The sequence below is a fragment of the Kitasatospora sp. NPDC059462 genome (assembly GCF_042749955.1).
GTDB lineage: Bacteria > Actinomycetota > Actinomycetes > Streptomycetales > Streptomycetaceae > Kitasatospora.
This window is the reverse complement of record NZ_JBHYUU010000008.1, coordinates 36,294-57,114: the sequence shown is the minus strand read 5'-3', so window position 1 is coordinate 57,114 and position 20,821 is coordinate 36,294. Positions and strand designations below refer to the sequence as shown.

The window sequence follows — 20,821 nt, the reverse complement described above, 5'->3', positions numbered from 1 at the left end:
CTAGTCGTTGGTGGTGTCAAAGACTCCCGGCCCGGCGGGCACCGGCTCGGCCGCGAAGCGCACGCCCAGCAGCACCCGGCCCCGGGTCATGCGGTGCTGGCGGATACCGCGCTCGTCCAGCGCACTGATGAAGCCCCTGCGGGTCCACGCCTTCTCGCCCTGGGCCTCGCACCAGTCGCGGTACGCGGTGTACGCCTCCTGCGAGGGGACGTGGCTCTTGTCGCTGTCGGTCTTCACCAGGACGTCCGTCAGGAACTCCGCCAGCGCGTCCGAGTTCTCCTTGAAGGCGGTGGTCGCCGTCTTGATGCAGTCCGGCTCCTGGAGGCCGCCCGCGTACCACTCGACCGCGCCGGCCACCGCCCACGCGGCGATGCCCTCGGCCTCCTCGCGCAGCTCGGCGAAGATGCCGTGGTCCCGCTCCTCGGGCTTGAAGTACCTGTCGAACTTGATCAGCTTGACCCGCCTCCACAGGCCCTCGTCCTGTGAGCGGAACGCCGGGGTGTGGTTGGAGGCCAGCCACAAGAGGAAGGTCGGTTGGTAGGTGAAGAAGTTTTCCCGCATGAACCGCGCGGTCAGCCGGTCCGAACCGGTGGCCCGCTTCAGGACCGACTCGCTCATGGGCTTGCCGGCCTCGCCCTCCGAGGCCATCACCATCCGGGCCCCGCGCAGCGCGGCCAGGTCGGCGGGGATCGAGCTGCCCCGGTCCTCGAAGGTCTCGAAGCGCGTCGTCTCCGACAGGTCACCGAAGACATGGCTCAAGCTGTCCAAGAACACCGACTTGCCGTTCGCGCCGGTCCCGATCAACACCGCGAACGCCTGCTCTGCGGTCGACCCGGTGATGCCGTACCCGCACAACCTCCGGATGTAGTCGACCATCGCGGGCTCGTTCGGGAACACCTCCTTCAAGAAGCGCCGCCACCGCTTGGCCTTCGCCAGCGGGTTGTAGTTCCAGGGCAGTGACTTGGTCAGCATGTCCGCCGGGTCGTGCGACCGACGGACGCCGGACTTCAGATCCACCGTGCCGTTGGCGAACGACAGCAGGTGCGGCTGGTTGTCGAAGTCGTCCACAGAGCAGTTCACCCCGCGTACCGACGCCAGTTCGCGGATCAGGTCGTCAATGCGCCTGGCCATGGTGAAGCCCTTCGCGGCTTTCGCCAGCGGGAGCGCCTGGACCTGCTTCTCGTACTCGGCCTCCAGTGCGTCCCCGGCCAGCTTCAGCGCCAGGGCCTCGCGGATGATGGCCTTCTCCCGCGCCAGCGTCTCCACCATCGCGGCCCCGAGGTCGTGGGCGGCCTGGCGCACCAGCACCTCTGAGCGCACCCAGTGCGTCCCGGCCCAGACGTGGAAGCCGACGCCTTCGGCGTATCGGATGCCGCCCTTCATGAACTGCACCAGGGCGTGGGCGTTGACGATGTCCGAGGCCCCGTACCGGGACGCCGCCTCGCGGTAGGCGGCCACCGCTTCGGCCGGCGGCAGCGTCAGCGAGGGCCGGTCCGGCACGAAGGGGGTGGTCAGGCGGTCTATGTTGCAGGCCGTCACCGGGTGGATCTCCAAACTGCGTAGTCCTTGAAACCGGCGGGAAGGGTCAACCGCCGGGCGGGCACGCCCCGTTCGTGGAGGGCGGCCAGGATGGTCTGGGCGAAGGCGTGCCCGGAGCGGTCGTTGTCGCCGCACACCCGCACGTCGCGCCCCGCCAGTCCGGCGGCCAGCGCGTCCAACGTGGTCGGGTCGTTGTTGAGCAGCGCGGCCCCGCGCACGCCCACCGCGGAGTAGCCGTCGGCGACGATCGCCAGCGGGTCCGACAGGCCCTCGGCGACCACCCACGGCGCGGCGGGGTCGGGGCCGTGGAACACCCCGTACCGCTGCCACTCGAACCCGTCGGGGTTGGCGAGCGAGATCCACCGCACCGGGCAGCGCCCCGAGAGGTCCCGGCCCTGGGCGCCCCTGGCCACTCCCGCGAAGTCGGCCATCGGCACGACGAGGCGGGGATACCGGACGAACGAGGTCGGAACCCACTCGGGGCATGGCTGCGGGCCGGGCCACCAGCGCAGGCCCAGCCGGTCCTGCTCGGCGGCCGGCAGGCCGAAACGTTTCTGCGCGTAGCCGACAGCCGGGGCGGCGTCGTCACCGGCCGGCAGGGAGTCGAGCCACACCCGCAGCCCGGCCGTCAGGAACGGGGAGGCCGGTTCGGGCCGGGCCTCGGCGACGGCGACCAGGCCCTCCGGGTCGACGTTGAACAGGTGCCTCGGCAGCAGGCCCATCCCGGCGACGATGTCCTCGAAGGCGCATCCGGCGCGGCAGGCCAGGCCCACCATGCCGGACGTCTTGAGGTTGATCCACAGCGACGGCTTCCCGTCGTCGTGGGCCGGGCAACGGGCGACCCACTCACCGGGCTGGTAGTCCCGCAACTCCTCCAGGCGGTCCAGGATCGCCGACATACGCACGGCCCTCACCTCTCCTCTTCTTCTAGAAACCGGCCTCCCGCAGAGCGCGGACGATCGCGGCGTGCGTGCGGATGGACGTGACGGCGTATCCGTCCTCGGTCTTCGCCCGGGGCCGCTTCACGTACGCGACCCCGAAGGGCTGGCCGGCGTTCTTCGCCTCGGCCTCGGCCTGGCGGACGTAGGCGGCGAGGTCGTACGACTTCTCCGCCTTGCACTCCCCGGCGAAGGGGCGGACCCCGAGGTCGCCGATGTCCGCCACGCCCTCCTGGACCTGGCGGCGGACGTTGTCCGGGTCCAGTGGGTCCTTCCAGCGGACCGCCCGGTCGCCGTCATTCCAGTCCGGTCGGTACTGGCCGAGCTGTTCGTTCAGGTAGTCGGCCACCGCGGACTCCCACGCGGTGCCTTTCGCCTTGTTGCGGTTGGCCACTAGGCGGTCACCACCGTTAGGGCCGCGCCCCGGAAGACGGCGACGGCCGCGGCCTCCCAGTAGCGGGAGAAGTCGGTGCGCTGGCGGGCGTCTTGGAGGAAGAGGACCAGGTCCCCGGGGCCTGCGGCGCGAAGGTCTCCGAGCGGCGGGGCGATGCCCGCACCGATGCGGTAGGTCACGTCTCCTCCGGTGGCCGGGGCTCGCGGAAGTCCGCGACGTGGGCGGCGTCCGAGGCCCGCAGCAGGCGGCGAGGGTTCGCACCCTCGGCGGCGAGGGCCCGTGCTCGGGCGTGCAGGAAGTCCCGCCGCTGCTCGGGAGGGACGAGCCAGAGCGGGGTGGAGTAGTCAGCCACCGCTCAGCCCCTCTCCGGCAGATGGGCCCAGGAGGTCCGGCGGGCGATGTGACGGCAGGCCCGTTCCGAAATGTTGAAGGCCCCCGCGAGTGCGGAGAGGCTGGCGCCCAGGTCGGCCGCGCGGCGGATGGCGTAGACCTTGCGCTCGGTCAACTTGGCCTGGCTGTTGCGGGTGCCGGCCGACGGCGGCCGGGGCGGCTCGCGGAACGCCGAGCGCATGATCTCCTGCGCACGGTCGGGCGCAGGCAGGACGTTGACGAGCCGGGCCGGGATCGGCGCGGCGGTGGTCGGGGTGTGCACGGGTTCTCTCTCCAGGGAAACGGGAGCGGGACCGGCCCCGAAGGACCGGTCCCGCTGGTGGTGCTGGTGGGTGGAGCGCCGGTTAGAACGGCGGCTCCTCCTCCTCGACGGCCGAAGCCGGAGTGTCGGTGATCGCCTGCTCGTACGACTTGATCACCTTGGCGGTGAGCTTCTGGTAGTCGACCTCTCGGCCCGCCTTGCTCGTGTAGTTCACCCGCTCGTTGATCAGGCTCACCAGCGCGGGGCCGCCGACCTTGGCGAGGGCGTTCTTCAGCGCGGGCAGCTCGCTGATCAGCGTCCAGCCGGACGACTTGTAGCGGAAGACACCGAGGGCCGGGTCGTGAGCCAGCTTGAAGCTGATGCGGATGTCCGGCTTGGGGCCCCGCTCGTCCTTCGCCCGCGCCTTCAGCTCGGCGACGGTGCGCGGGCAGCGGCACGGCACGCCCACGTCTTCCGGCGGCGACAGGAAGGTCCGGGTGTCGCAGTGGTGGGCGAGCTTGCCGTTCACCCAGTGCTTCATGTCGAACTCGATCGATCCGGGGCCGTCGATCACGACCTCCACCCGGTCGGTGTCGGTGTCCACCGCGATGGCGTCCTCCGCCTCGGTGTCCAGCTCGTGAGGCGTGCCGCCCAGCAGCTCCGCCACCGCGTCCGCGGTGGCCGGCACCGCGCTGGTGACCCGCCACTTGTGCAGGGCCCGGGGGAAGCCGCCGCTCGGGTCCGGCTCGTAGGCCCGGAAGGTCCCGGCGACGTCCGGGCGGGCGTTGGCTTCGGCGCGCTCCGCGCGCTCGGCCAGCTCCGGGTCGGAGTCGAAGATGTTGTCGAGAGCGTCGCTCAAGTTGATCCGTTCTGTAGAGGGGCGGGCCGCCGGTAGGGCGGCCCGAGGTGTTTAGGCCGGGGTGGTTAACAAGCCCAGGTCAGGAGGCGCGGCGGGCGGTGCCGGTCTGGCGGCCGGTCTCGTTGGACCAGGCGACGCGGCCGATGATCCCGGCGTCCGAGGCCCGGTCGTCGGTGAAGCGGCGACGCAGGGTCAGGAACCGCTCGAACACCTCGCGGTCGATCTTCACCGGGCGGAACTCCGCCTTGTGCGGGGTGATGTGCAGCACCGCGCCGGCGTCCACCGTCGGGAACGGGACGATCTTGCGGTCCACCGTGATCAGGTCATCCGCGTGGGAGTAGGCCGCGAGCTGCGCGGCGACCGAGGTGTACACGCTCTTGCTGGTCTTGAGGTCGCCCAGGATGGTCTTGCCGTTGATGCGGACGAGGAAGTCGAAGCTTCCCGCGTACTCGTGCTCCCGCGACCAGGCGACGTCTTCCGCGTGCAGCAGCTCGGGCTGGTAGCGGTCGAGCCACGCCTCTATGTGCGGCACGTACGGCTCGACGTCGTGGTGCGGGTACGGCACCTCCTCACCGCGCAGCCGCAGCTCGAAGAAGTCGTGGACCAAGCTGCCGACATCGGCGCGGACCTTGGTGTACCTCTTCGCCGCGTACTTCAGGAAGTCCACGGCGGCCTGGCGGTCGCGGGCGGCGATGCGCTGGACCACCTCCAGGTCGGTGACGGCGGCCTCGGCCGCCATGCCGGCCGACCAGTCCTGAAGGAAGGGCTTGGCCTCCATCGACAAAATGCTGGTCACCGACGGGGCGAGGTCGCCGCTGACGGGGTGGACGTAGTAGCGGGAACCCTTCTGGTGGATCGTGCGGACGCCTTCGGACATGGGCTCTCGATTCTGTTTCGGGGCATGCAAAAGGCCCGCACCCGGGTTCGGGACGGGCCACCGCGGAGTGCGGGGTCAGGCAGCGGTGAGCAGCGAGGGCAGGGTGTCCGAGTAGCCGGGCACCTCCGCCTCGACGCGGGCGTTCGCGGCCTGCTCGTCGGCCTCCCGCTCGTCCTCGGCCAGCGGGTCCGGGACGGGCGTGTAGACGAAGACGACGTTCTCGATCGCGGTTGCGGTGCGGTCGATCGCGTCGAAGCGGTCGCGCAGGGTCATGCGGGGGCCTCCAGGGCTTCGCGGATTCGGGCGTGGAAGTCGGAGAGCGAGCCGGTGTTCGGGACCACGTGGTCGGCGTGCTCGGGGCCGAGCTGTTCGCTCGGGTGGTCGCCGTCCGGGGCTCCCCGGTCGATGAACCACACCTCGAACCCGGCCGCGCGAAGGGCCTGCACCTCGTTGTCGAAGCGCACGTCCGTCACCACGACCGGCCGGCCAATCGCGGCGGCGGCGCGCAGACAGCGGGTGATCCAGAAGTCCGGGTCGACGTGGCGGCGGACGCCCTCGGTGCCGAGCCGCTGGAGGAACCGGCGGGCGGCGGGGAACCTGTCCTTGACCTCCTCCCAGCCGTAGCGGTCCACCACCTCGGCCAAGTGCACCGGGGCCGGGGCGTTCACGCCCAGCAGCTCGGTGCCCACCACCGGGTCGACGTCGTACGCCATCGCCTTCAGCGGGTCGGCCAGCGCGAGCCGGGCGAACCCGTACTCGGCCAGCACGCAGCCCGCCGTGTCCTTGCCGGATCTCGCCCGGCCGATCAAGGCAACGTTCTTCATCCGGCTCGCTCCTTCGTACCCGGTGGTCTTCTCCGACTCGGTTGAGCCAGCCCGGTTAACACCCGGCCGGAAACGCGAAAAGGCCCCGCCCTCCCCGGGGGTGGGGAAGGCGGGGCCTGGAGAGCGGGTCAGCTCAGGGACTCCTCCAGCGCGAGCAGCGCGGCCCGGGTCTCGCCGATCTCGCGGCGGAGCTGGGCCTTCTCCTGCGCGTCCGCGCCGTCCAGCAGGGCGGGCGCCAACGCGGTGGCGAGCCGGTGGAGGGCGTGGACCACGTCCGGGCCGTCGGCCGGCGCGATGGACGGCTCGTCGTCGGCCAGGAGAGCACCGAGCCGCTGGAGGGACGTGCGGCGGTGGTAGTCCTCAAGCCTCAGCTCGCTCTGAGCCTTCGGAATGATCTTGTAGTAGGCGAAGATGGCGTCGGAGTCCGGCAGCCCTGGGAATCGGTGGTCCCGCTCAGCAGAGTCGGTGTCCATGCTCCGGATGTAGTCGACGCGGATCTTGGACATAGCTGTCCGGACGCCCTGCAAGACGGCCTGTCGGTCCGCTGCCAGCTTCTCCCGCCGCTCCTTGGAGTCCCCGGGGACGGGCTTGAATCCTCCGGCGTCGAGAAGGTCTGACATCCACCGCTTCGCGTTGTGACTGCTGCGACTGAGGTCCGGACGGCCCTCGCTGTTGGTGAACAGCAGGGCGGTCTCGAAGACGACGGCCGCAAGGGCCTCGTACTCCCGCGCTCGCGCAGCACCCAGCAGCGGCAGCGCTCGGTCCATGATCTCCTGCGCGCCGGGGACCTCCTGCCAGGCGGGCGCGGCGGGCTTCTTCGGGGGCATGGGTTCCTCTCGACTCGGACGGGGACCGTTGTGCAACCAACGATGCCCGGCGTCCATTCCACCACGCCCGCCCCCGGGAACGAGGAAAGGGCCCCGCCCCGTCCGGAGACGAGCCGGGGCCCAGGGGTCACCGCTTGCTCTTCATGCCGTCCTCGCCGACCTCCACGGAAGCCAGGTGCGGGCACGCGCAGCACTCGGCGAGCGCTTCGGCACGGGCGGCCTCGGTGCGGGCCGCGTCGGTCGCGTGGGTGACGACGCGCTTACCCGCGGAGTGGCCGGCGGCCATCGTGGCGGCGGTCAGCAGCAGGCCGATGACGGCCTCGTTGGTCTCGATCCCGGCGAGCCTCGGCACGACGGTGCCGAGCACGGTCAGCAGCGCGACGACGGCCGCGCGGGTCTTCACCGGGTTGTCGGTGATCCAGGTCTTCAGGTCTTCCATGATCAGCCCTTCAGGCGTATGACGACGTCGGCCAGGGCGGTGCCGCCCGCGAGGCCGGAGGCGACGACGCCGTAGCGCCAGACCTCCAGTTGGCGGACGCGCTCTTCGTGGTCGCGCAGGGTCTGGTCGACGGCGTCACTGCTCTGGGCCAGCGAGCGGACGTCCTCCCGGACGCCCACCAACTGGTCGTAGATCTCCCTCGGGCCGATGACCACGCCCAGGGGCTCGTTCTCGGGCATCAGTAGCCTCCTTCGTTCCAGGCGATCGACTCGAAGCTGCCGTAGACCGCGTTCGCGTAGCGGACCCCGGCGATGATTGAGTCGATCGGGCTGAGGATGTCGCGGTGGCCGGGCAGCGAGTAGGCGTCGAAGGTCGGCCGGATGGTCTGGAGCAGCCCGTAAGTCCCGCCGTACAAAGCCTCGTTGCTGTCCCAGTGGTTCTCCGCGAGCGGGTTGCCGCCGGACTCGACCATCGCCCGGTGCTCGATCGCGGCGGCGGACGGGACGAGGTCGCCGTTCGCGCGCAGGACGTCCCGGGCCTGTTCGATCCAGCCGGGGAGGTCGTTGGAGTAGCCGGTGCTCGGGGCGGCCGGCGCGTCCTCCTCGACGGCCGGGGCCAGGGTGGTCTGCTCGCTCGAGTTTTCCTGAGTGCCCGTCAGCTCAGGGGCCTTCGGGGCGGCGGCCTTCGGAGACGGGCGGGGGACGGGCGCGGAGCCGTCGGGGATCAGGATGTCCTGGCCGGGGAAGATCAGGTCGGGGTTCGCCACCATGCCCGCGTTGGCGGCGACCAGGGCTTCCAGGGTGACGCGGCGGCTGGCGGCGATGTCCCACAGGGTGTCGCCGGGCACGACGGTGTGGACCGGCGGCGCGGCGGCTCCGGCCGGGGCGGTCGGCAGGCTGACGACCTGCCCGACCTCGATGCGGTTCGGGTCGCTGATCTGCGGGTTCGCGTTGACCACCGCGTCCAGGCCGACGCCGTAGCGGGCGGCGATGGCGGACAGGGTGTCGCCCGCCGCGACCGTGTGGGTGGCCGCGCCCGGGGCCGGGGTGGGCAGCGGGTCCGGGGTCGGGACGGGCTGCGGGGTCTCGGCCGGAGCGGGCTCGACGGGGGCCGGGCTCGCGCTCGGCTCCGGTGCGGCGGTGGCCGGTGCGGCCGTCGGCGACGCGGCGGGGACAGTGATCTGCTGGCCCTCGGTGATCCGGTCCGGGTTGTCGATCTGGGGGTTCAGGGAGAGCAGTCCGGCAACCGTGGTGCCCAGCGCCACGGCGATGCCGCCCAGGGTCATGCCCCGGCGCACGGTGAACGTCCGGGTGGCCGGCGGCCGGGGCGCGGGGGCCTCGCCGAACTCGGCGAGCAGGCGCGCGAGCTGCTTCGGGCCGGGGATGCCGTCGGCGTCGGCGGTGTCGCCGAGCTTGAGCTGCCAGGCGCGGAACGACTCGGTGTCCGCGCTGCCCCACACCGGGCCGGGGCCCTCGGTGTAGCGGGAGCAGCCCGCCCGGACGAGAGCGCGGCCCATCACGGTGATGTGCTCGCCCCGGGCACCGGGGCCGTACGCCTTACCGTCGATGGTGACGGCCTGGCCGGTCGGGGTGCTGGTGCCGCCGCTGGTGGAGTAGGCGGGGCGGCCGACGCCGAGCACGACGGAGCGCGGGCGGACCTTGCGGGCGACGTAGCCGCCGGAGCCCTGGCCCGCGCCGTCGCCCTTCGCGGTGTTGCCCTCGACGGTCTTCACGCTCTGGCCGGGGGCGGAGTCCTCCAGGACGATGCCGACGTGGTCGGCGGTGGGGCCGCCGTCCCAGGTGAAGAAGATGATGTCGCCGCGCTTGAAGGAGGCGTCGCGGCCGAACCACTGGCCCTTGTTCCGGAAGAACTGGACGTGCGAGGGGCAGTAGGCGAAGCGGCCGACGGCCGCGGCCTCCCCACCCTTGTCGGCGCACCAGGAGGCGAACATGTCGCAGAAGGGTTCGTGGTTGAAGCCCGGGGCGTACCACTTCCCGAACACGGTGTCGTAGTACTTGCCGCTCGGGCTCCGGCCGCCCCGGTAGTTCTGGTCGGCCCACGTCAGGGCCTCGGTGATCACTGCTTCGCGGGAGATGGGCGGTCCTTTCAACGAGGAAGCCCCGCCCGGGAGTTCGGGCGGGGCTGCTGCGCGGGTTGCAGCTGTGGGTCAGGCGTAGCCGGGCGGGATCGGCACGGGGGTCCAGGTGCCGGCCTCGGTCGCGCCGGAGGCTTGGTTGAACGGGAGGGCGAGGGCCACGCCGGGGTCGACGGTGCCCCCGCCCTCGACGTCGGTCTTGGTCTGGAGCAGGAGGCGCTGCCACTCGCCGGGCTGGCCTCCGCCTCGGGGCAGCACCCAGTCCAGGCGGACCCAGCCGTTGTTGAGCGCGCCCCCGGTGTACTTCCACTCCGCGGTGACCGCGCGGGCCTTGTCGACGTCGAAGAGGCGGAGCCACACGTTCGCTCCGGTGCGGGCGGCGACGCGGCAGTCCAGGCGGATGACCGGGTGGGCGATACCGGCGGTGGGGATGGTGGCGGCGGCGCGCCAGGTGGTGGCGACGTCCAGGCCCTGGCGGTAGGGGGTCATCGGCAGCACCGCGCCCAGGGCGGACGCGGTGCGCTCCATCGCGGACAGCCGGGTGTCGATGCCCTGGAAGGAGTCGGCGAGGGTGGGGCGCCCGTAGACGGTCACGCGGCCATCACCAGCTCACCCTTCACCCAGTCGTCCACCCGCTCGAAGATCGAGACGGGCACCAGGGAGAGGGTGGTCTCCTCGCCGCTGCTGGTGACCTTGGTGGCGATCTCCTGGATGACGTACTGGGCGTCGATGCCGGGCCAGTTCGCCGTGCGGGCGCGGACGCGGACCTTGTGGCCCACGCGCAGCTCGGCGGCGGAGTACTCGCCGCCCGGGTGCAGGGTCACCTCGGGGACGACGATCGGGAACGCTCCGACGGCGGTCATCCGCTCGGCCTGCGCGGTGAGGGTGTCGACCCGCACCACGGAGTTGTTGGTCTCGACGGCGGCCAGGCGCGGGATGCGGCGGCCGTCCTCGGTTTCGAGCTGGCCGTTGTACCACCAGCTCTTGAGCTGGCTCCAGCCTTCGCCTGCGCCGTTGACACCGGTCTCGGTGCACATCCGGTCGCCGTCGCTGGTGACGGAGGTGACGGTGCAGTTGGTGCCGTGCTCCAGCACGATGCCGGTGTCCTGGCCGCCGGCCGGATACAGGAAGCGGAAGCGGTTGCGGATCACGCGGGCGTCCACGTCCCAGTCGTGGTCTATGCGGAAGTCGAACCCCCGGATGACCGCGCCGAGCTGTTCGACGGCCTCACCGACGCTCTTCCACTCGTACCAGGGGTACGTGCGCTCGCGCGCCACGGACACCAGGTCCGGGTCGAAGGTGAGCGCGCCGGGGCCGTTGCTGCCCCAGTAGCCGGGTTGGCCGGGGGCGACGGGCGAGGGGTTGTCGGCGAACTGCTGGATCAGCTCGCGGGCGATGGTGGTCTGCTCGCGCGGCGTGGTGCCGGTGCTGTACCCGAGGTTGATCATGTTGCGGCGGTAGTACTCCCACAGGCCCGTGCAGTCGAGCGTCATCTCCTCGGCCGCCAGGTCCACCGACCAGGTCAGCAGCGGCCCACCCCACAGGACGCGGCTGCCGCGCTGGACGTGCGCGATGATCCGCCACGGCGAGATCAGCGACCAGTCCAGGCCCGCGAGGGGTTCGGCGGCCAGCGGCACGGTGAAGGAGGCGGAGCCGGGGGCGTTGAGGATCGAGCGGTAGGACAGGCCGGAGACGGGCAGCTCGGCCAGCAGCCGGCCGCCCTTGAACTCGGACAGGATGACGCGGTAGCCGTTGTCGTCGCTCATCAGGCCGCCACGGTGGTGACGGCCTCGGCGTAGGAGGTCCAGGCCGCGACGAGCTTGACGTTGTTGTTCTGGGTGTTGTCCGGGGACACGCTGGTGGAGACGTTGAGTGGGGTGCCGGCCGGGACCTTGATGGTGGCCTGGCCGCGTACGTCGCGGGAGTCACCGGCCCGGGTGTACTGCGGGCGCCCGGCGCGGCGGCGCTCGCCGTGGCCCGTCACGAGGGGGGTGATCCAGCCCTCGCCGAACTCGCCCCGGTATGACGCCTCGAAGGAAACCGTCACCAGGCGCGGGTACGCTGCGGCCGGGCCGGTGAACTGGTGCCAGCCTTCCGCGCCCCATGCCCCCTCGCCCGCCTGGTACGAGGCGTCCAGGCGCACCGCGCCTGGCAGCACCGGGGCGGTGGTGCCGGGGCCGGTGACCTTGTGCAGAGCAGTGGTGACCGAGTCGTAGACCAGGCTGCCGGCCGGAGCCCCGGCCGCGACCGTGGCCACGCCCTGGGCCCCAGCGGTGCGCAGGTGGCGCAGCGGGGTGGTGTCGAGCTGCCCGGCGACGACGAAGCGTTGGTCCTCGATTCCGGTGATGCCGGTCTGCGCGATGTTCACCACGGCCAGGCGCACGCAGTTGGACGGCACCGGCCAGTCCCGCGCGCCGGGGGTGGACTCGGCGAGGACCGCGACGGACCAGCCGCGCGCGCCCTCCTTGGTGACCTGCGTACCGGTGGCCGCCGCAGCGGCGTACGGGGTGCCGTCGGTGGCGTAGGAGACGGACTGCATGTACTGGTCCGCGGTGGTGCGGATGTCCATCAGCAGGGGCCCGGCCGGGGCGGTGTCGGGGTCGGCGAACGCGACGACCAGGTCCTGGCGCGCGGCCTCGCCCGCCTTCGGGGTGGAGCACTGGAGCTGAATGCTGGCGTCCAGGTTGGCGAAGTGGACGGCCCCCTTGTGGGACACGGCGACGTCGTCCGGCAGCCACACGGACCCGGCCGCCACCGATACGCGCGGGGTGGGGTTGTCGACCTTCTCGACCAGGAGGGCGGTGGGCCCGGCGACGCCCACGTGGGCGCCCCGGGTTCCGCCGATCATCGTGCGCAGATCCAATGCGTCGTAGCGGCCCTGCTGGACGAACAGCGGGGCGCGGAGTTCAACTGCCAAGAGAGATGGGGTCCTTACATCCAGGCGGAGCGCCATGAGACGTCCGCCGTGACCCCGTCGGGGCCTTCCAATACGTCGAGTTGCACGGTGCTGCCGCCGGGCGGCAGCGCGAACCAGGTCGAGCCCGGGTCGACCTGGCCGAAGCGGCTCGCGCCGTTGAGGGTGATCCGGCGGCGGGCCATGTCGATCACCAGGGCGTCACCCCGGCCGACCCGCAGTCCCCGGGTGGCGAAGCGCTTGCGGTCGCCGCCGTGGACGAGGGTCAGCGACGGGTCGCGGATCTCGCCGGTGGCGGGGGTGAGCCGGATGACGGGCCAGGTGTCCACCGAGCCGGTGTTCGTGATGTCCGGGGTCGCGCGGCTGGCGGGCCCGTCGCCCATGTCGAAGGGGAAGACGAGCGGGAAGATCGGCCGGCCGCCTCGGGGCACGGCCACCGCGACCTTCGCCCGCGCCTCGTCGGCGCTGTACAGGCGGGGGTCGGTGGCCAGCAGCTCGACGGTGACGCGGCGACGCCCGGCGTGGAAGTCGCGGTCGATGGTCACGGCGCGCTTGCGGACCCGGGCCATGATCCGGGACCGGCCGCCGGCCACCCCGGGGAACGCGAACGCGAACTCCCGCTCGGGACCGCCGGAGGCGAACGCGGCCAGCAGGTCCGGGAGTTCGTGGTCGTCCAGGGCGAGCATCGTCAGGGTGACGGTGCGGGCGCCCATGTAGTCGGTGCCCGGGGTAAGGCCGTCGCGCTGAAGCAGCTCGGCGTCCGAGTTGCGGACGTCCGGCCCGTCGAGCAGGCCGGCCACTTCCTCCAGGACGACGGAGGAGTCCTCACCGAGCAGCAGCCCGCCCCACCGCGCCGTCCAGGGCTGGCCGGTGTAGGGGTTGCGGGCGCTGGGCTGGGGGCCGATGTCCGGCATGGCCGGGGGCGGGAGGTCGGGCAGGGTGCGGAAGGTGACCGGCTCCGACCAGGCGTCCAGGCCCGGCCCGGTTGAGTGGTAGCGGACCCGGTACTCGGTGTCCGGCTCCAGCGGTGGGTCGTCGCCGAGCGGGCCGCCGGAGCCGACCAGCGCGGTGCCCGGCCACTCGGGGTCTTCGGCGTCGTAATGCGCCTTGCCTGTCAGGGTGTTGGTGGTTTCGACGTCCGTCCACGCGCCCGTCGTCTTCGTGTAGAAGACGCGGGCGGTGTGGGCGGTGACGTCGCTGACGAAGGGCGGGGAGAGAGCCCCCAAGCAGTTACCTCCCGGAGGTCTTCAGCTCCCACGCGATGGCCTTGCCGATCTCATGGGGGTCCGCGTTGGTGCGGGCGTTGACGGTGATGGCCGTGCCGTAGCGCTCCCGGCCGGCACCCTTGGAAGCGGTGTCGGGGTGGCGCAGAGCGGCGGCGGCGCGCTGGCCGTAGCCGTAGCTGTCGAGCGAGCGCAGCCCGGAGGCGACCGGGCGAAGGGCCTGCTCCAGCGGGCTCGCGTAGGCCGCGGCCGGCACGGCGGCGAACGCCATCGGCGCGGCCATCAGCGAGCGCGGCGCGGCGGCCTGCGGGGCGGGGGCGGCGGACTTGAACGGGTTGAGGCTGCTGACGATCCCCGAGGCGATGCTGCCGACGTTGATCGACTTCATGCCGTTGATCAGCCCTTGGATCGCCGACTTGCCCTTGTCGTAGAGCAGCGAGCCCAGGTCGCCGATCGCGCCGAGGATCTTGCCGGGCAGCCCGGCTACCAGCGAGACGACGTTGCCGATCCCGGTCGTCACCGCGCTGGCCGTACTCGACCAGGCCGAACTCACAGTGCTGACACAGGAGTTCCACGCCGACGACGTCCAGGTGGTCACGTTCCGCCAGCCTGCGGCCACGGCCGAGCCCGCCGACGAGACCGACGACGACACGGTGGAGGTCACGGACGCCCAGGACGACGAGGTCCAGGCGGTCACCGACCCCCAGGTGGAGGACGTCCAAGAGGAAACGTTTCGCCAGGCGGACGAGACGGCCGAGCCGACCGACGAGGCCGCGTCCGAGACCCACGAACGCACAGACGCCCAGGTCTCGGACGTCCACGACTTCACGGACGACCAGGCGGAGGAGGTGGCGGACGTCAGCCCGTCCCAGGCTGCCTGGACGGCGTGCCAGGCGGCGACGGCTCCGGTGGCCAGCATGTCCCAGCCGGCCATCGTGACGCCGAAGGCGAGCACCAGGGCGCGCAGCCCGAGGTCGACGGTGCGCATCAGCATCGCCGTGGCCTGCGCGTTGTCCTTGAAGACGCCGAAGAACTGGCGCAGGGTGTCCGCGAACCAACTGATGCTGGCGGCGATCTCGGGCGAGAACTGGACCGCCAGGTCGGCCATCCCCTGAAGGACGGCGTCCAGGACGCCGACCAGCGGGAGCAAGATCAGCTTGAGCCGGTCGCCCCCGTTGGACAGGGTGATGAAGAAGTCACCGAACGCGGCCCCGATGGCGACGAGCGCCACCGGCAGTTGCTCGGTGAACGCCTTCATCCCCGGCGAGGTCATCGCCGACGTCAGCTTCGGGAACAGGACGTCCGTGAAGTCGGTGATCGACTTCACCATGGGGCGTACGAACTGTGCCCCGGCGTCGAAGAACGCCTTGATCGCGGGCTCGGCCTGCTTGAACCAGGCCGTGACGTCCTTGACCGCGCCGCCGAACTCGTTGCGGATGGCGGCAGTTGCAGGCTTCAGCGCCTCGCTGGCGGCCTGCATCGCCTCCTCGGCCTTCTTGCCGAGGGCCTTCATGTCGCCCGCCGCAGCGATGGCCGCGAGGCCGATCGGCAGGACCGGCAGCGCCGCCAGGGCGATGACGGCGACCAGCCCGGAGGCGACCACCGTCACCCAGGAGGCGATGGCGGTGACCGCCAGCAGCAGCGGCAGGGCTGCGGCACCGGCCTGGGCGAAGCCGCCGGCCATGCCCAGAGCCCCCTGGGCGGCCGAGCTGATGCCCGAGCCGATGCCCTGGAGGGCGGAGGCCGTCTGCTCGATGCTGGTGGTGAACAGTCGGCCGAAGTTGCGGGCGACGTCCGCGGCCCCCGAACCGATTGACGCTAGACCGGACTTGACCCGCTCGAAGCCACCCCGGGCGAGGTGGACGTTGATCCCCAGCCGCCAGCGGCGGCCGGTGAACGCACGGACCCGGGCCTCGGCCGGGCCGGTGTCCGCATCGACGTCGGCCCGGATGCGGACCGTCCGCTCGCGGGTGAGCGCGGCGATCCGGGCAGCGGCCTCCGCCGTGTCGGCGAAGACGTTGACCCGGGTGGTGCGGTCCTGAGTCAGCTCCCGCAGCCGGGCGGAGACCCCGGTGGTGTCAAGGTCGAGTTTGACGGAGAGCTTGGTGTACTTCTCCAGCATCTCCAGGTACTGCCGCAGGCGCTGGCGGAAGTCGCTGGTGTCGGGCAGGACGCGTACGTGGACGCGCCCGGCTTCCTTGCCGCCGGGACCGGCCATCGGCTCACCTCCTACGTGAGTCGGACCGGCGCGGGCCGCTCAGGCGCGGCGGAGCGCGCGAGAACGGCCGCCGGAAGGCGGAACGTTTCTGCAAGGGGGGCTGACGTCTCGGTGACGGCCGGGCCCCCGCCCTCCCCGACATCACGCTGAAGCGCGGCGGCGAAGGGGTTGGTGCCGGTCGGCCGGCGGGACGTCTTGGCGTACGGGCGCGGGTACGGCTTCGGCCGCTCCACGCTGCGCGGGTTCTTCGACGCCTTGGCGACCTGGACGTGGGTGAGTGCCTGGACGGCGTCCACCAGATCCGCCAGGACGTACGCCTTGGCGTCCCAGCCCAGGGCCTCACGGCCACCGCGGATCGCGGCCAGCGTCGCGGAGTCGTCGGGGAGCGTCCCGATCAGGGCGAGGACGTAGCGAGCGGAGTGCCGGCCCCGGAACCAGTCCAGGACGTCCACCCCGCAGTAGCGGCGCAGGTCTGCGGTGATCTGCGCGCCGTGCTGGTCCAGCAGGCTGATCAGGCTGCGGCTTCCCCCGGCGCGGCCTGCTCCATCCACGCCTCGACCACGGTCATGGTCTGCTCCAGCGGCAGCGCGTCCAGGGACTCGCGCATCGCCTTCTTGTCGGAGGCGACCGCGACCAGCAGTGCGGACATGGAGGCGATCCGGTTCTCGTTGCTGATCTTCTTCGACTGCACCAGGTCCAGCAGGGACAGCGCGGTCTTCAGGTCACCGCCGGGAAGGGCCTCGATCCGGCGCAGCCGGACCTTCGTGCCGTTCTTGGCGACGAACTTCAGGCCCTTGCCGGTGTGCTTGCGCTCGGCTTCGGCCTGAAGGTGGGTGTAGGTCAGGGTGGTCAAGGGGGCGCCTCCAGGCGGTTTGACAGATCTAACGAATAGTCATCAAGATGATTGTGTGTAGGGGTGATGCCCCCAGTGTGAGCCCGGTGGCTCCAATGCGGCACCGTCAAACCAGTCTTTGACGGTGCCGTCAACTATGCGCCGAGATTTCTGCACCGGCAGGTCTCGATTCCGTCTACCGCTTGCGGTAGGTCGGGTCGAGCCTGCCCAAGAACAGGTTGACTCCCGATCTGCCCGCAGATGCAAGGGAGTTGTGGTGCAGGTTCCCGATTGGCTGGCACCTGTTGTCGTCGGTGCCGGCGCAGTGGTCGCCGTCGTCCGCGTGGTGCTTCGACGGTGGATCCCGTCACTGAGCGAAGCCGTGATCGTTTCGATCCGCGCGGTCCGCAAGGTCCAAGCGGAGCTGCGGAAGGGGAGGGTGTCCAATCAGAAGACCCCTCCCCCCGGGGGGGATCAGGCGGCGGGCTGAAGGCCCAAGGCCAGGTCGAAGACCGGGGTCACAGAGCCGAGCGGAGTGGACTGGTTGAGGGCCACGACGGTGGCCTTCACCGGCATCTCGCCGAGTGCGGCCGGGTCCATGGTCACCGAGTCCGCGCCGATGATGCTGGTCTTCGGGTAGTGCCAGGCGACGCACTTCGTGCCGTCCACCGCCGCGATCATCAGCGCGCGGTTCTGCGCGGTGGGGGAGGTCGGGATGGAGAACAGACCCTTGCTGTCCAGGCCCTTGTCGGTGCCGTAGTACAGCTTGTACGACTCCGCGGTGAAGTCGGACAGGTTGATCGTCACCGTGTACGTCTTGCTCGGGTCGGTCGTGCGCAGGCTCTTGTTCTGCCAGGACCCCAGCACCTCGGGCTCGTCGCCGTCAACGCTCATCTCGATCCCGTTGTCCAGCGAGGTGTTCCCGATGGACTTCCAGTTCAGCCCGGCCGGGCCCCACTTGGTCGCGTCCTTCGGGTCGAACCCGGCCTTCAGGTCCGGCAGCGCGGTGCCCGGCGGGGCGACGTAGATGTATCCGGTTCCCGGTACCAGGACCGAGGGGTCGTCAGCCAAGCTGCTTTCCGTTCCGGCCCTCGACTAGCGGGGCCTCGTAGTGATCATGTAGTTGCCCGAGAACCGGAAGAATTCGGTCTGGGCCTCGGTCATCGGGTCGGTGGTGGCGAACGGGCCGGTGGCCTCGCGGAACCGGGACAGGTAGCCCTCGGCGTTGCCGAACTGCTCGAAGCAGAGGCGGACCAGGCCGGCGCGGGCGCGGCGGGCGAGGAGGGAGGCGTCGGCGCGGCTGGTGGCGTAGGTCTGGACGACGAACATGCCCTCGTCCACGAACCTCTTGTCCTTCATCACGCCGCCGACCCGGCGGGTGATGACCAGGCCGCCGGTCTTGCGCAGCGAGAGCTGCCAGTCGGTGGGCAGGTAGACCGCGCAGCGGTGCTCCGGCAGGACGGTGCGCAGGGCCTCCAGCACGATGCGCTCGGAGTCGGGCATCAGGTAGGGCTCGCGGGTCACCACAGGGCGGCCTCCATCGCGTGGATGCCGTCCACGTACCGGTTCGCGCGGTGGTTGAAGCCGCCCCAATTCTTGTGGGCAGCGAGCGGGTCCTCGTTGACGATGGCGTAGCCCTTGACGTGCCGCTTCACCTTGAGCCCGGCGATGAACTCTCCGGTGTCGATGTGGAGCGCGGCCTTCGCGGCGACGCGGGCCTTGCGCTCCTCGGCCTCCAGCTTGAGGGCGCCCATCACGCCGGGCAGGGCGGCCACGACGGCGTCCAAGTCGGGGCGGAGTTCAGCCACTCTGGCCACCCCCTTCCACGATCACGGTCACGAAGCGCATCCGGTCGGACGCGCCGTGGTGGGAGCGGGGGGCGTCGACCACGGCCCAGTGCGTGCCGGGGTCGCCGTCATCTTCGAAGGCGAGGGAGGACCACTTGTCGATCACGACGTCCGGCGGGAAGACGACCTTGCGGCGGACCGGGGGTGACCAGCCGACCTGAGCGCCGACCGGGGCCCGCCAGCCTGCGGCGTCGCCGACGGGGGCGACCCACGCGGAGTAGGTGTTGCTCGGCCCGGGTGCCGGCCGCCGGTCGCCGTAGCCGTCATCGACGTACCGCACGGTGTGGACGGTGACCCGGGTCCGGCCGCGTTCCAGCAGGCTCACACCGGCCCCCAGGAGTCCAACGGATCGGGGAACGGGTAGGCGACCCGCAGGCCGCGTGAGGCGACCTCGCGGCGGGCCTGCACCGAGCGCAGTCCGGATCGGCCGGCCACCCGCTCGATCAGGGCGACCTCGCCCCGGGTGAGGGCCAGGCCGACCGGGGAGCCGTCCGCCATGCGGTAGGACACCTCTCCGGCCTGCTCCTGCACGTAGGACTCCGGATTACGGAAGCGCCGGTCCGCGACGGCCAGGGCCAGGGTGCGGATCACCGGGGGGTGCCGCTCGGGCGACCAGGCCCGGTGGCCCTGGGCGGCGATCACCCAGAACGCGTCCTCGATCGCGGCGGAGGCCCGCTCCCAGTCCGGCGTACCGGGCTCGGGAGCGGGCCGTCCGAGCCGGGCGAACAGCGCGTCGACCGTCAGCCCGGCGGTGCTCACGCGGCCAGGGCGAGCTTCGGCTCGCCGGTGAAGGTGACGCGGATACCGCGCACCTTGACGATGTTGGCGGGCTTCGACCAGTCGGTCTCGCCCTTCTTCAGGTCGGTGACCAGGGTCGCGCCCCAGTACGAGGAGAGGAAGCTCCGCTCCATCGCCGCGCCGCTGTTGTAGTCCTTGATCCAGCGCAGGGAGAAGCCCTCGGCGTTGCCCCGGCCGCCCTTCGCGGACTCCGGGACCGACGGCGCGCCGGAGACGAGCTGGATCGCGGAGCGGTGGAAGGCGTAGACGCCCAGGGGGTTCAGGGTGTCGCTGGTGGACTCCACCAGGCGGAAGCCGTGGACCCGACCGAGGGTGCTCTCCTTCAGGGCCGCGCCGCCGTCGGCGTGCTCGGCGGCGTTGAGGATGGAGGAGGAGTTCAGCAGGTAGAACGCGGCCTCGGAACCCAGCACCGCGACGCGGCCCTCGGCGGGGACGTTCTCCTTGTTGAGCTGGACGCGCAGGCGGGCGAGGGCCTTGCGGATCATCTGGCCGGCCGCCTCGTCGGACGTGGCCTTGGTCAGGTCGACCGGGATCTTCGCGGTGGCGGCGACGTCCGGGAACTGGTTCATCGCGGTGGCGACCTTGCGCTCCAGGCGCTCGGTGATGGTGTCGACCTGCGGCACCATGACCTGCTCGCCGAAGCTCAGGAGGTCGAGCGAGAGTTCCGCGTCGCTCAGGTCCACCGCGGAGTACGCGTGGGTGTCCATGCGGACTTCGAGAAGGCCCTCGTTCAGGGTCTCGGACTTGATCCAGGTGGCGGTGTCGTTGAAGGCGCGCTTGGTGTCGATCGCCTCCTCGGCACCCTTCAGGCGGGCGGGGCGGCGGATCGAGATGACCTGGCCGGTCGCGTTGACGAACTGCTCGGCCGGGCGGCGGTCGAACATCGACGCCAGGACCACGGAGTCCTTCAGGTTGGCCAGGGCCTCGCCAATGAGCTTGTCGGGGTTCTGGAAGGCGTTGGCACGTGCGGGGTTGGTGCTGATGGCGCTGATCCTCGGGGTGACGGAGGACCACCCCGGGGCAGGGCGGTCTCAGGGGCGGTGGGAAGGAGTGGGGCGGCTCAGATGCCGTAACGGCGCTGGCGCAGCTTCTCGGCGAGGCCCTTGTACGGGTCGGGCTCGGCGTGCGGGGTCAGCCCGCCCGCGCCCAGCAGGGGCTTCGGTGCGGCGACGGCGGCCAGGGCCTCGGCGTGCTTGCGCACCGCGGCCTCGTCGCCGCCCTGGACCAGCGCGGCGAGAACCGGCGGCAGGGCGTACTCGGCGGCGATCCGGTCCCGAAGCCCCTGCTCCTGGAGCTGGGCCACCTGGGCCCGCAGTTCGTCAGCCTCGACACCGGCCTCGGTGGATCGCTGGCGGGTGGCGTCCAGGTCGGCCTGCATCTTCTCGTACAGGGCCTTGTAGTCCGGCTCGGCCGGCACCGGGGCGGGGATGGGCTCGCCGGTCGCCTCGCTCGAGTTTTCCTGACTGCCAGTCAGCTCCACCGGCTCCTCGGGCGCGGGCGGGGTGGCGGGGTTCACCACGCCGCCGGGGATCGCCTCGGCCGGGGTCGGGGTCTGCTCGGTCAAGC

The 20,821-nt window shown here is 71.4% G+C and carries 28 protein-coding genes; all 28 read right to left on the bottom strand.

Features of this window, described 5'->3' with window-relative positions; all coding sequences use genetic code 11:
* Positions 1 to 1,554, bottom strand: a complete 1,554-nt coding sequence (locus tag ACFXAM_RS04240; protein ID WP_380287460.1) for a phage/plasmid primase, P4 family — start codon at positions 1,552 to 1,554, stop codon at positions 1 to 3.
* Positions 1,536 to 2,453 carry a toprim domain-containing protein gene (locus ACFXAM_RS04235; RefSeq protein ID WP_380287459.1) on the bottom strand — a complete coding sequence of 306 codons (918 nt, stop codon included), beginning with the start codon at positions 2,451 to 2,453 and terminating at the stop codon, positions 1,536 to 1,538. Before ACFXAM_RS04235 ends, ACFXAM_RS04240 begins: the two co-directional genes overlap by 19 nt.
* 13 nt (positions 2,454 to 2,466) lie before the next feature.
* A complete protein-coding gene (locus ACFXAM_RS04230) occupies positions 2,467 to 2,871 on the bottom strand; it encodes a hypothetical protein (protein ID WP_380287458.1) in 405 nt (134 codons plus the stop codon).
* On the bottom strand, positions 2,871 to 3,050 hold the full coding sequence (locus ACFXAM_RS04225; RefSeq protein ID WP_380287457.1) for a hypothetical protein: 180 nt from the start codon (positions 3,048 to 3,050) through the stop codon (positions 2,871 to 2,873). Before ACFXAM_RS04225 ends, ACFXAM_RS04230 begins: the two co-directional genes overlap by 1 nt.
* Entirely contained in the window at positions 3,047 to 3,223 is a 177-nt protein-coding gene (locus ACFXAM_RS04220) for a hypothetical protein (protein ID WP_380287456.1), read from the bottom strand. Before ACFXAM_RS04220 ends, ACFXAM_RS04225 begins: the two co-directional genes overlap by 4 nt.
* A 3-nt stretch (positions 3,224 to 3,226) precedes the next feature.
* Entirely contained in the window at positions 3,227 to 3,523 is a 297-nt protein-coding gene (locus ACFXAM_RS04215) for a hypothetical protein (RefSeq protein WP_375956673.1), read from the bottom strand.
* 82 nt (positions 3,524 to 3,605) lie between these two features.
* On the bottom strand, positions 3,606 to 4,361 hold the full coding sequence (locus ACFXAM_RS04210) for a hypothetical protein (RefSeq protein WP_375956670.1): 756 nt from the start codon (positions 4,359 to 4,361) through the stop codon (positions 3,606 to 3,608).
* Between the two features lie 79 nt (positions 4,362 to 4,440).
* Complete coding sequence (locus tag ACFXAM_RS04205) at positions 4,441 to 5,238, bottom strand: hypothetical protein (RefSeq protein ID WP_375956667.1); 798 nt, start codon at positions 5,236 to 5,238, stop codon at positions 4,441 to 4,443.
* Between the two features lie 75 nt (positions 5,239 to 5,313).
* Positions 5,314 to 5,511 (bottom strand): hypothetical protein, encoded by a 198-nt coding sequence (locus tag ACFXAM_RS04200; RefSeq protein WP_380287455.1) that lies wholly within the window; start codon positions 5,509 to 5,511, stop codon positions 5,314 to 5,316.
* Positions 5,508 to 6,062: a hypothetical protein gene (locus ACFXAM_RS04195; protein WP_380287454.1), complete on the bottom strand. Its 555-nt coding sequence runs from the start codon at positions 6,060 to 6,062 to the stop codon at positions 5,508 to 5,510. The genes ACFXAM_RS04200 and ACFXAM_RS04195 overlap by 4 nt, the downstream gene beginning before the upstream one ends.
* A gap of 128 nt (positions 6,063 to 6,190) precedes the next feature.
* Positions 6,191 to 6,889 (bottom strand): hypothetical protein, encoded by a 699-nt coding sequence (locus tag ACFXAM_RS04190; protein ID WP_375956658.1) that lies wholly within the window; start codon positions 6,887 to 6,889, stop codon positions 6,191 to 6,193.
* 127 nt (positions 6,890 to 7,016) lie between these two features.
* Positions 7,017 to 7,328 (bottom strand): hypothetical protein, encoded by a 312-nt coding sequence (locus tag ACFXAM_RS04185; protein WP_380287453.1) that lies wholly within the window; start codon positions 7,326 to 7,328, stop codon positions 7,017 to 7,019.
* Between the two features lie 2 nt (positions 7,329 to 7,330).
* Positions 7,331 to 7,567, bottom strand: coding sequence for a hypothetical protein (locus ACFXAM_RS04180; RefSeq protein WP_375956652.1), 237 nt, complete (start codon positions 7,565 to 7,567; stop codon positions 7,331 to 7,333).
* Positions 7,567 to 9,408 (bottom strand): LysM peptidoglycan-binding domain-containing protein, encoded by a 1,842-nt coding sequence (locus ACFXAM_RS04175; protein ID WP_380287452.1) that lies wholly within the window; start codon positions 9,406 to 9,408, stop codon positions 7,567 to 7,569. The genes ACFXAM_RS04180 and ACFXAM_RS04175 overlap by 1 nt, the downstream gene beginning before the upstream one ends.
* Before the next feature lie 87 nt (positions 9,409 to 9,495).
* Positions 9,496 to 10,017, bottom strand: coding sequence for a hypothetical protein (locus tag ACFXAM_RS04170; RefSeq protein ID WP_380287451.1), 522 nt, complete (start codon positions 10,015 to 10,017; stop codon positions 9,496 to 9,498).
* The gene (locus ACFXAM_RS04165) at positions 10,014 to 11,189 is read right to left on the bottom strand and encodes a hypothetical protein (protein WP_375956644.1); all 1,176 of its coding nucleotides are present in this window, start codon (positions 11,187 to 11,189) and stop codon (positions 10,014 to 10,016) included. The genes ACFXAM_RS04170 and ACFXAM_RS04165 overlap by 4 nt, the downstream gene beginning before the upstream one ends.
* Complete coding sequence (locus tag ACFXAM_RS04160) at positions 11,189 to 12,340, bottom strand: hypothetical protein (protein WP_375956641.1); 1,152 nt, start codon at positions 12,338 to 12,340, stop codon at positions 11,189 to 11,191. Before ACFXAM_RS04160 ends, ACFXAM_RS04165 begins: the two co-directional genes overlap by 1 nt.
* A 14-nt stretch (positions 12,341 to 12,354) precedes the next feature.
* Positions 12,355 to 13,563: a phage distal tail protein gene (locus tag ACFXAM_RS04155; protein ID WP_380287450.1), complete on the bottom strand. Its 1,209-nt coding sequence runs from the start codon at positions 13,561 to 13,563 to the stop codon at positions 12,355 to 12,357.
* A gap of 4 nt (positions 13,564 to 13,567) precedes the next feature.
* Positions 13,568 to 15,778, bottom strand: coding sequence for a hypothetical protein (locus ACFXAM_RS04150; protein ID WP_380287449.1), 2,211 nt, complete (start codon positions 15,776 to 15,778; stop codon positions 13,568 to 13,570).
* 11 nt (positions 15,779 to 15,789) lie between these two features.
* Positions 15,790 to 16,329, bottom strand: a complete 540-nt coding sequence (locus ACFXAM_RS04145) for a hypothetical protein (RefSeq protein ID WP_380287448.1) — start codon at positions 16,327 to 16,329, stop codon at positions 15,790 to 15,792.
* Positions 16,290 to 16,631: a hypothetical protein gene (locus ACFXAM_RS04140; protein ID WP_380287447.1), complete on the bottom strand. Its 342-nt coding sequence runs from the start codon at positions 16,629 to 16,631 to the stop codon at positions 16,290 to 16,292. Before ACFXAM_RS04140 ends, ACFXAM_RS04145 begins: the two co-directional genes overlap by 40 nt.
* A gap of 453 nt (positions 16,632 to 17,084) precedes the next feature.
* Positions 17,085 to 17,681, bottom strand: a complete 597-nt coding sequence (locus ACFXAM_RS04135) for a hypothetical protein (RefSeq protein ID WP_380287446.1) — start codon at positions 17,679 to 17,681, stop codon at positions 17,085 to 17,087.
* 24 nt (positions 17,682 to 17,705) lie between these two features.
* Complete coding sequence (locus ACFXAM_RS04130; RefSeq protein WP_380287445.1) at positions 17,706 to 18,134, bottom strand: hypothetical protein; 429 nt, start codon at positions 18,132 to 18,134, stop codon at positions 17,706 to 17,708.
* Positions 18,131 to 18,418: a DUF5403 family protein gene (locus tag ACFXAM_RS04125; protein WP_380287444.1), complete on the bottom strand. Its 288-nt coding sequence runs from the start codon at positions 18,416 to 18,418 to the stop codon at positions 18,131 to 18,133. The genes ACFXAM_RS04130 and ACFXAM_RS04125 overlap by 4 nt, the downstream gene beginning before the upstream one ends.
* Positions 18,411 to 18,782, bottom strand: a complete 372-nt coding sequence (locus ACFXAM_RS04120) for a hypothetical protein (protein ID WP_380287443.1) — start codon at positions 18,780 to 18,782, stop codon at positions 18,411 to 18,413. Before ACFXAM_RS04120 ends, ACFXAM_RS04125 begins: the two co-directional genes overlap by 8 nt.
* Positions 18,779 to 19,216 carry a hypothetical protein gene (locus tag ACFXAM_RS04115; RefSeq protein WP_380287442.1) on the bottom strand — a complete coding sequence of 146 codons (438 nt, stop codon included), beginning with the start codon at positions 19,214 to 19,216 and terminating at the stop codon, positions 18,779 to 18,781. The genes ACFXAM_RS04120 and ACFXAM_RS04115 overlap by 4 nt, the downstream gene beginning before the upstream one ends.
* Entirely contained in the window at positions 19,213 to 20,187 is a 975-nt protein-coding gene (locus ACFXAM_RS04110) for a P22 phage major capsid protein family protein (protein WP_380287497.1), read from the bottom strand. The genes ACFXAM_RS04115 and ACFXAM_RS04110 overlap by 4 nt, the downstream gene beginning before the upstream one ends.
* Before the next feature lie 128 nt (positions 20,188 to 20,315).
* Complete coding sequence (locus ACFXAM_RS04105; RefSeq protein ID WP_375956614.1) at positions 20,316 to 20,819, bottom strand: hypothetical protein; 504 nt, start codon at positions 20,817 to 20,819, stop codon at positions 20,316 to 20,318.
* Positions 20,820 to 20,821: the final 2 nt, after the last annotated feature.

Excerpts from the sequence above, each read along its gene's own strand:
- ACFXAM_RS04205 (WP_375956667.1), bottom strand. The coding sequence starts at position 5,238 with ATGTCCGAAGGCGTCCGCACGATCCACCAGAAGGGTTCCCGCTACTAC.
- ACFXAM_RS04200 (WP_380287455.1), bottom strand. The coding sequence starts at position 5,511 with ATGACCCTGCGCGACCGCTTCGACGCGATCGACCGCACCGCAACCGCG.
- ACFXAM_RS04195 (WP_380287454.1), bottom strand. The coding sequence starts at position 6,062 with ATGAAGAACGTTGCCTTGATCGGCCGGGCGAGATCCGGCAAGGACACG.
- ACFXAM_RS04190 (WP_375956658.1), bottom strand. The coding sequence starts at position 6,889 with ATGCCCCCGAAGAAGCCCGCCGCGCCCGCCTGGCAGGAGGTCCCCGGC.
- ACFXAM_RS04185 (WP_380287453.1), bottom strand. The coding sequence starts at position 7,328 with ATGGAAGACCTGAAGACCTGGATCACCGACAACCCGGTGAAGACCCGC.
- ACFXAM_RS04180 (WP_375956652.1), bottom strand. The coding sequence starts at position 7,567 with ATGCCCGAGAACGAGCCCCTGGGCGTGGTCATCGGCCCGAGGGAGATC.
- ACFXAM_RS04165 (WP_375956644.1), bottom strand. The coding sequence starts at position 11,189 with ATGAGCGACGACAACGGCTACCGCGTCATCCTGTCCGAGTTCAAGGGC.
- ACFXAM_RS04150 (WP_380287449.1), bottom strand. The coding sequence starts at position 15,778 with ATGGCCGGTCCCGGCGGCAAGGAAGCCGGGCGCGTCCACGTACGCGTC.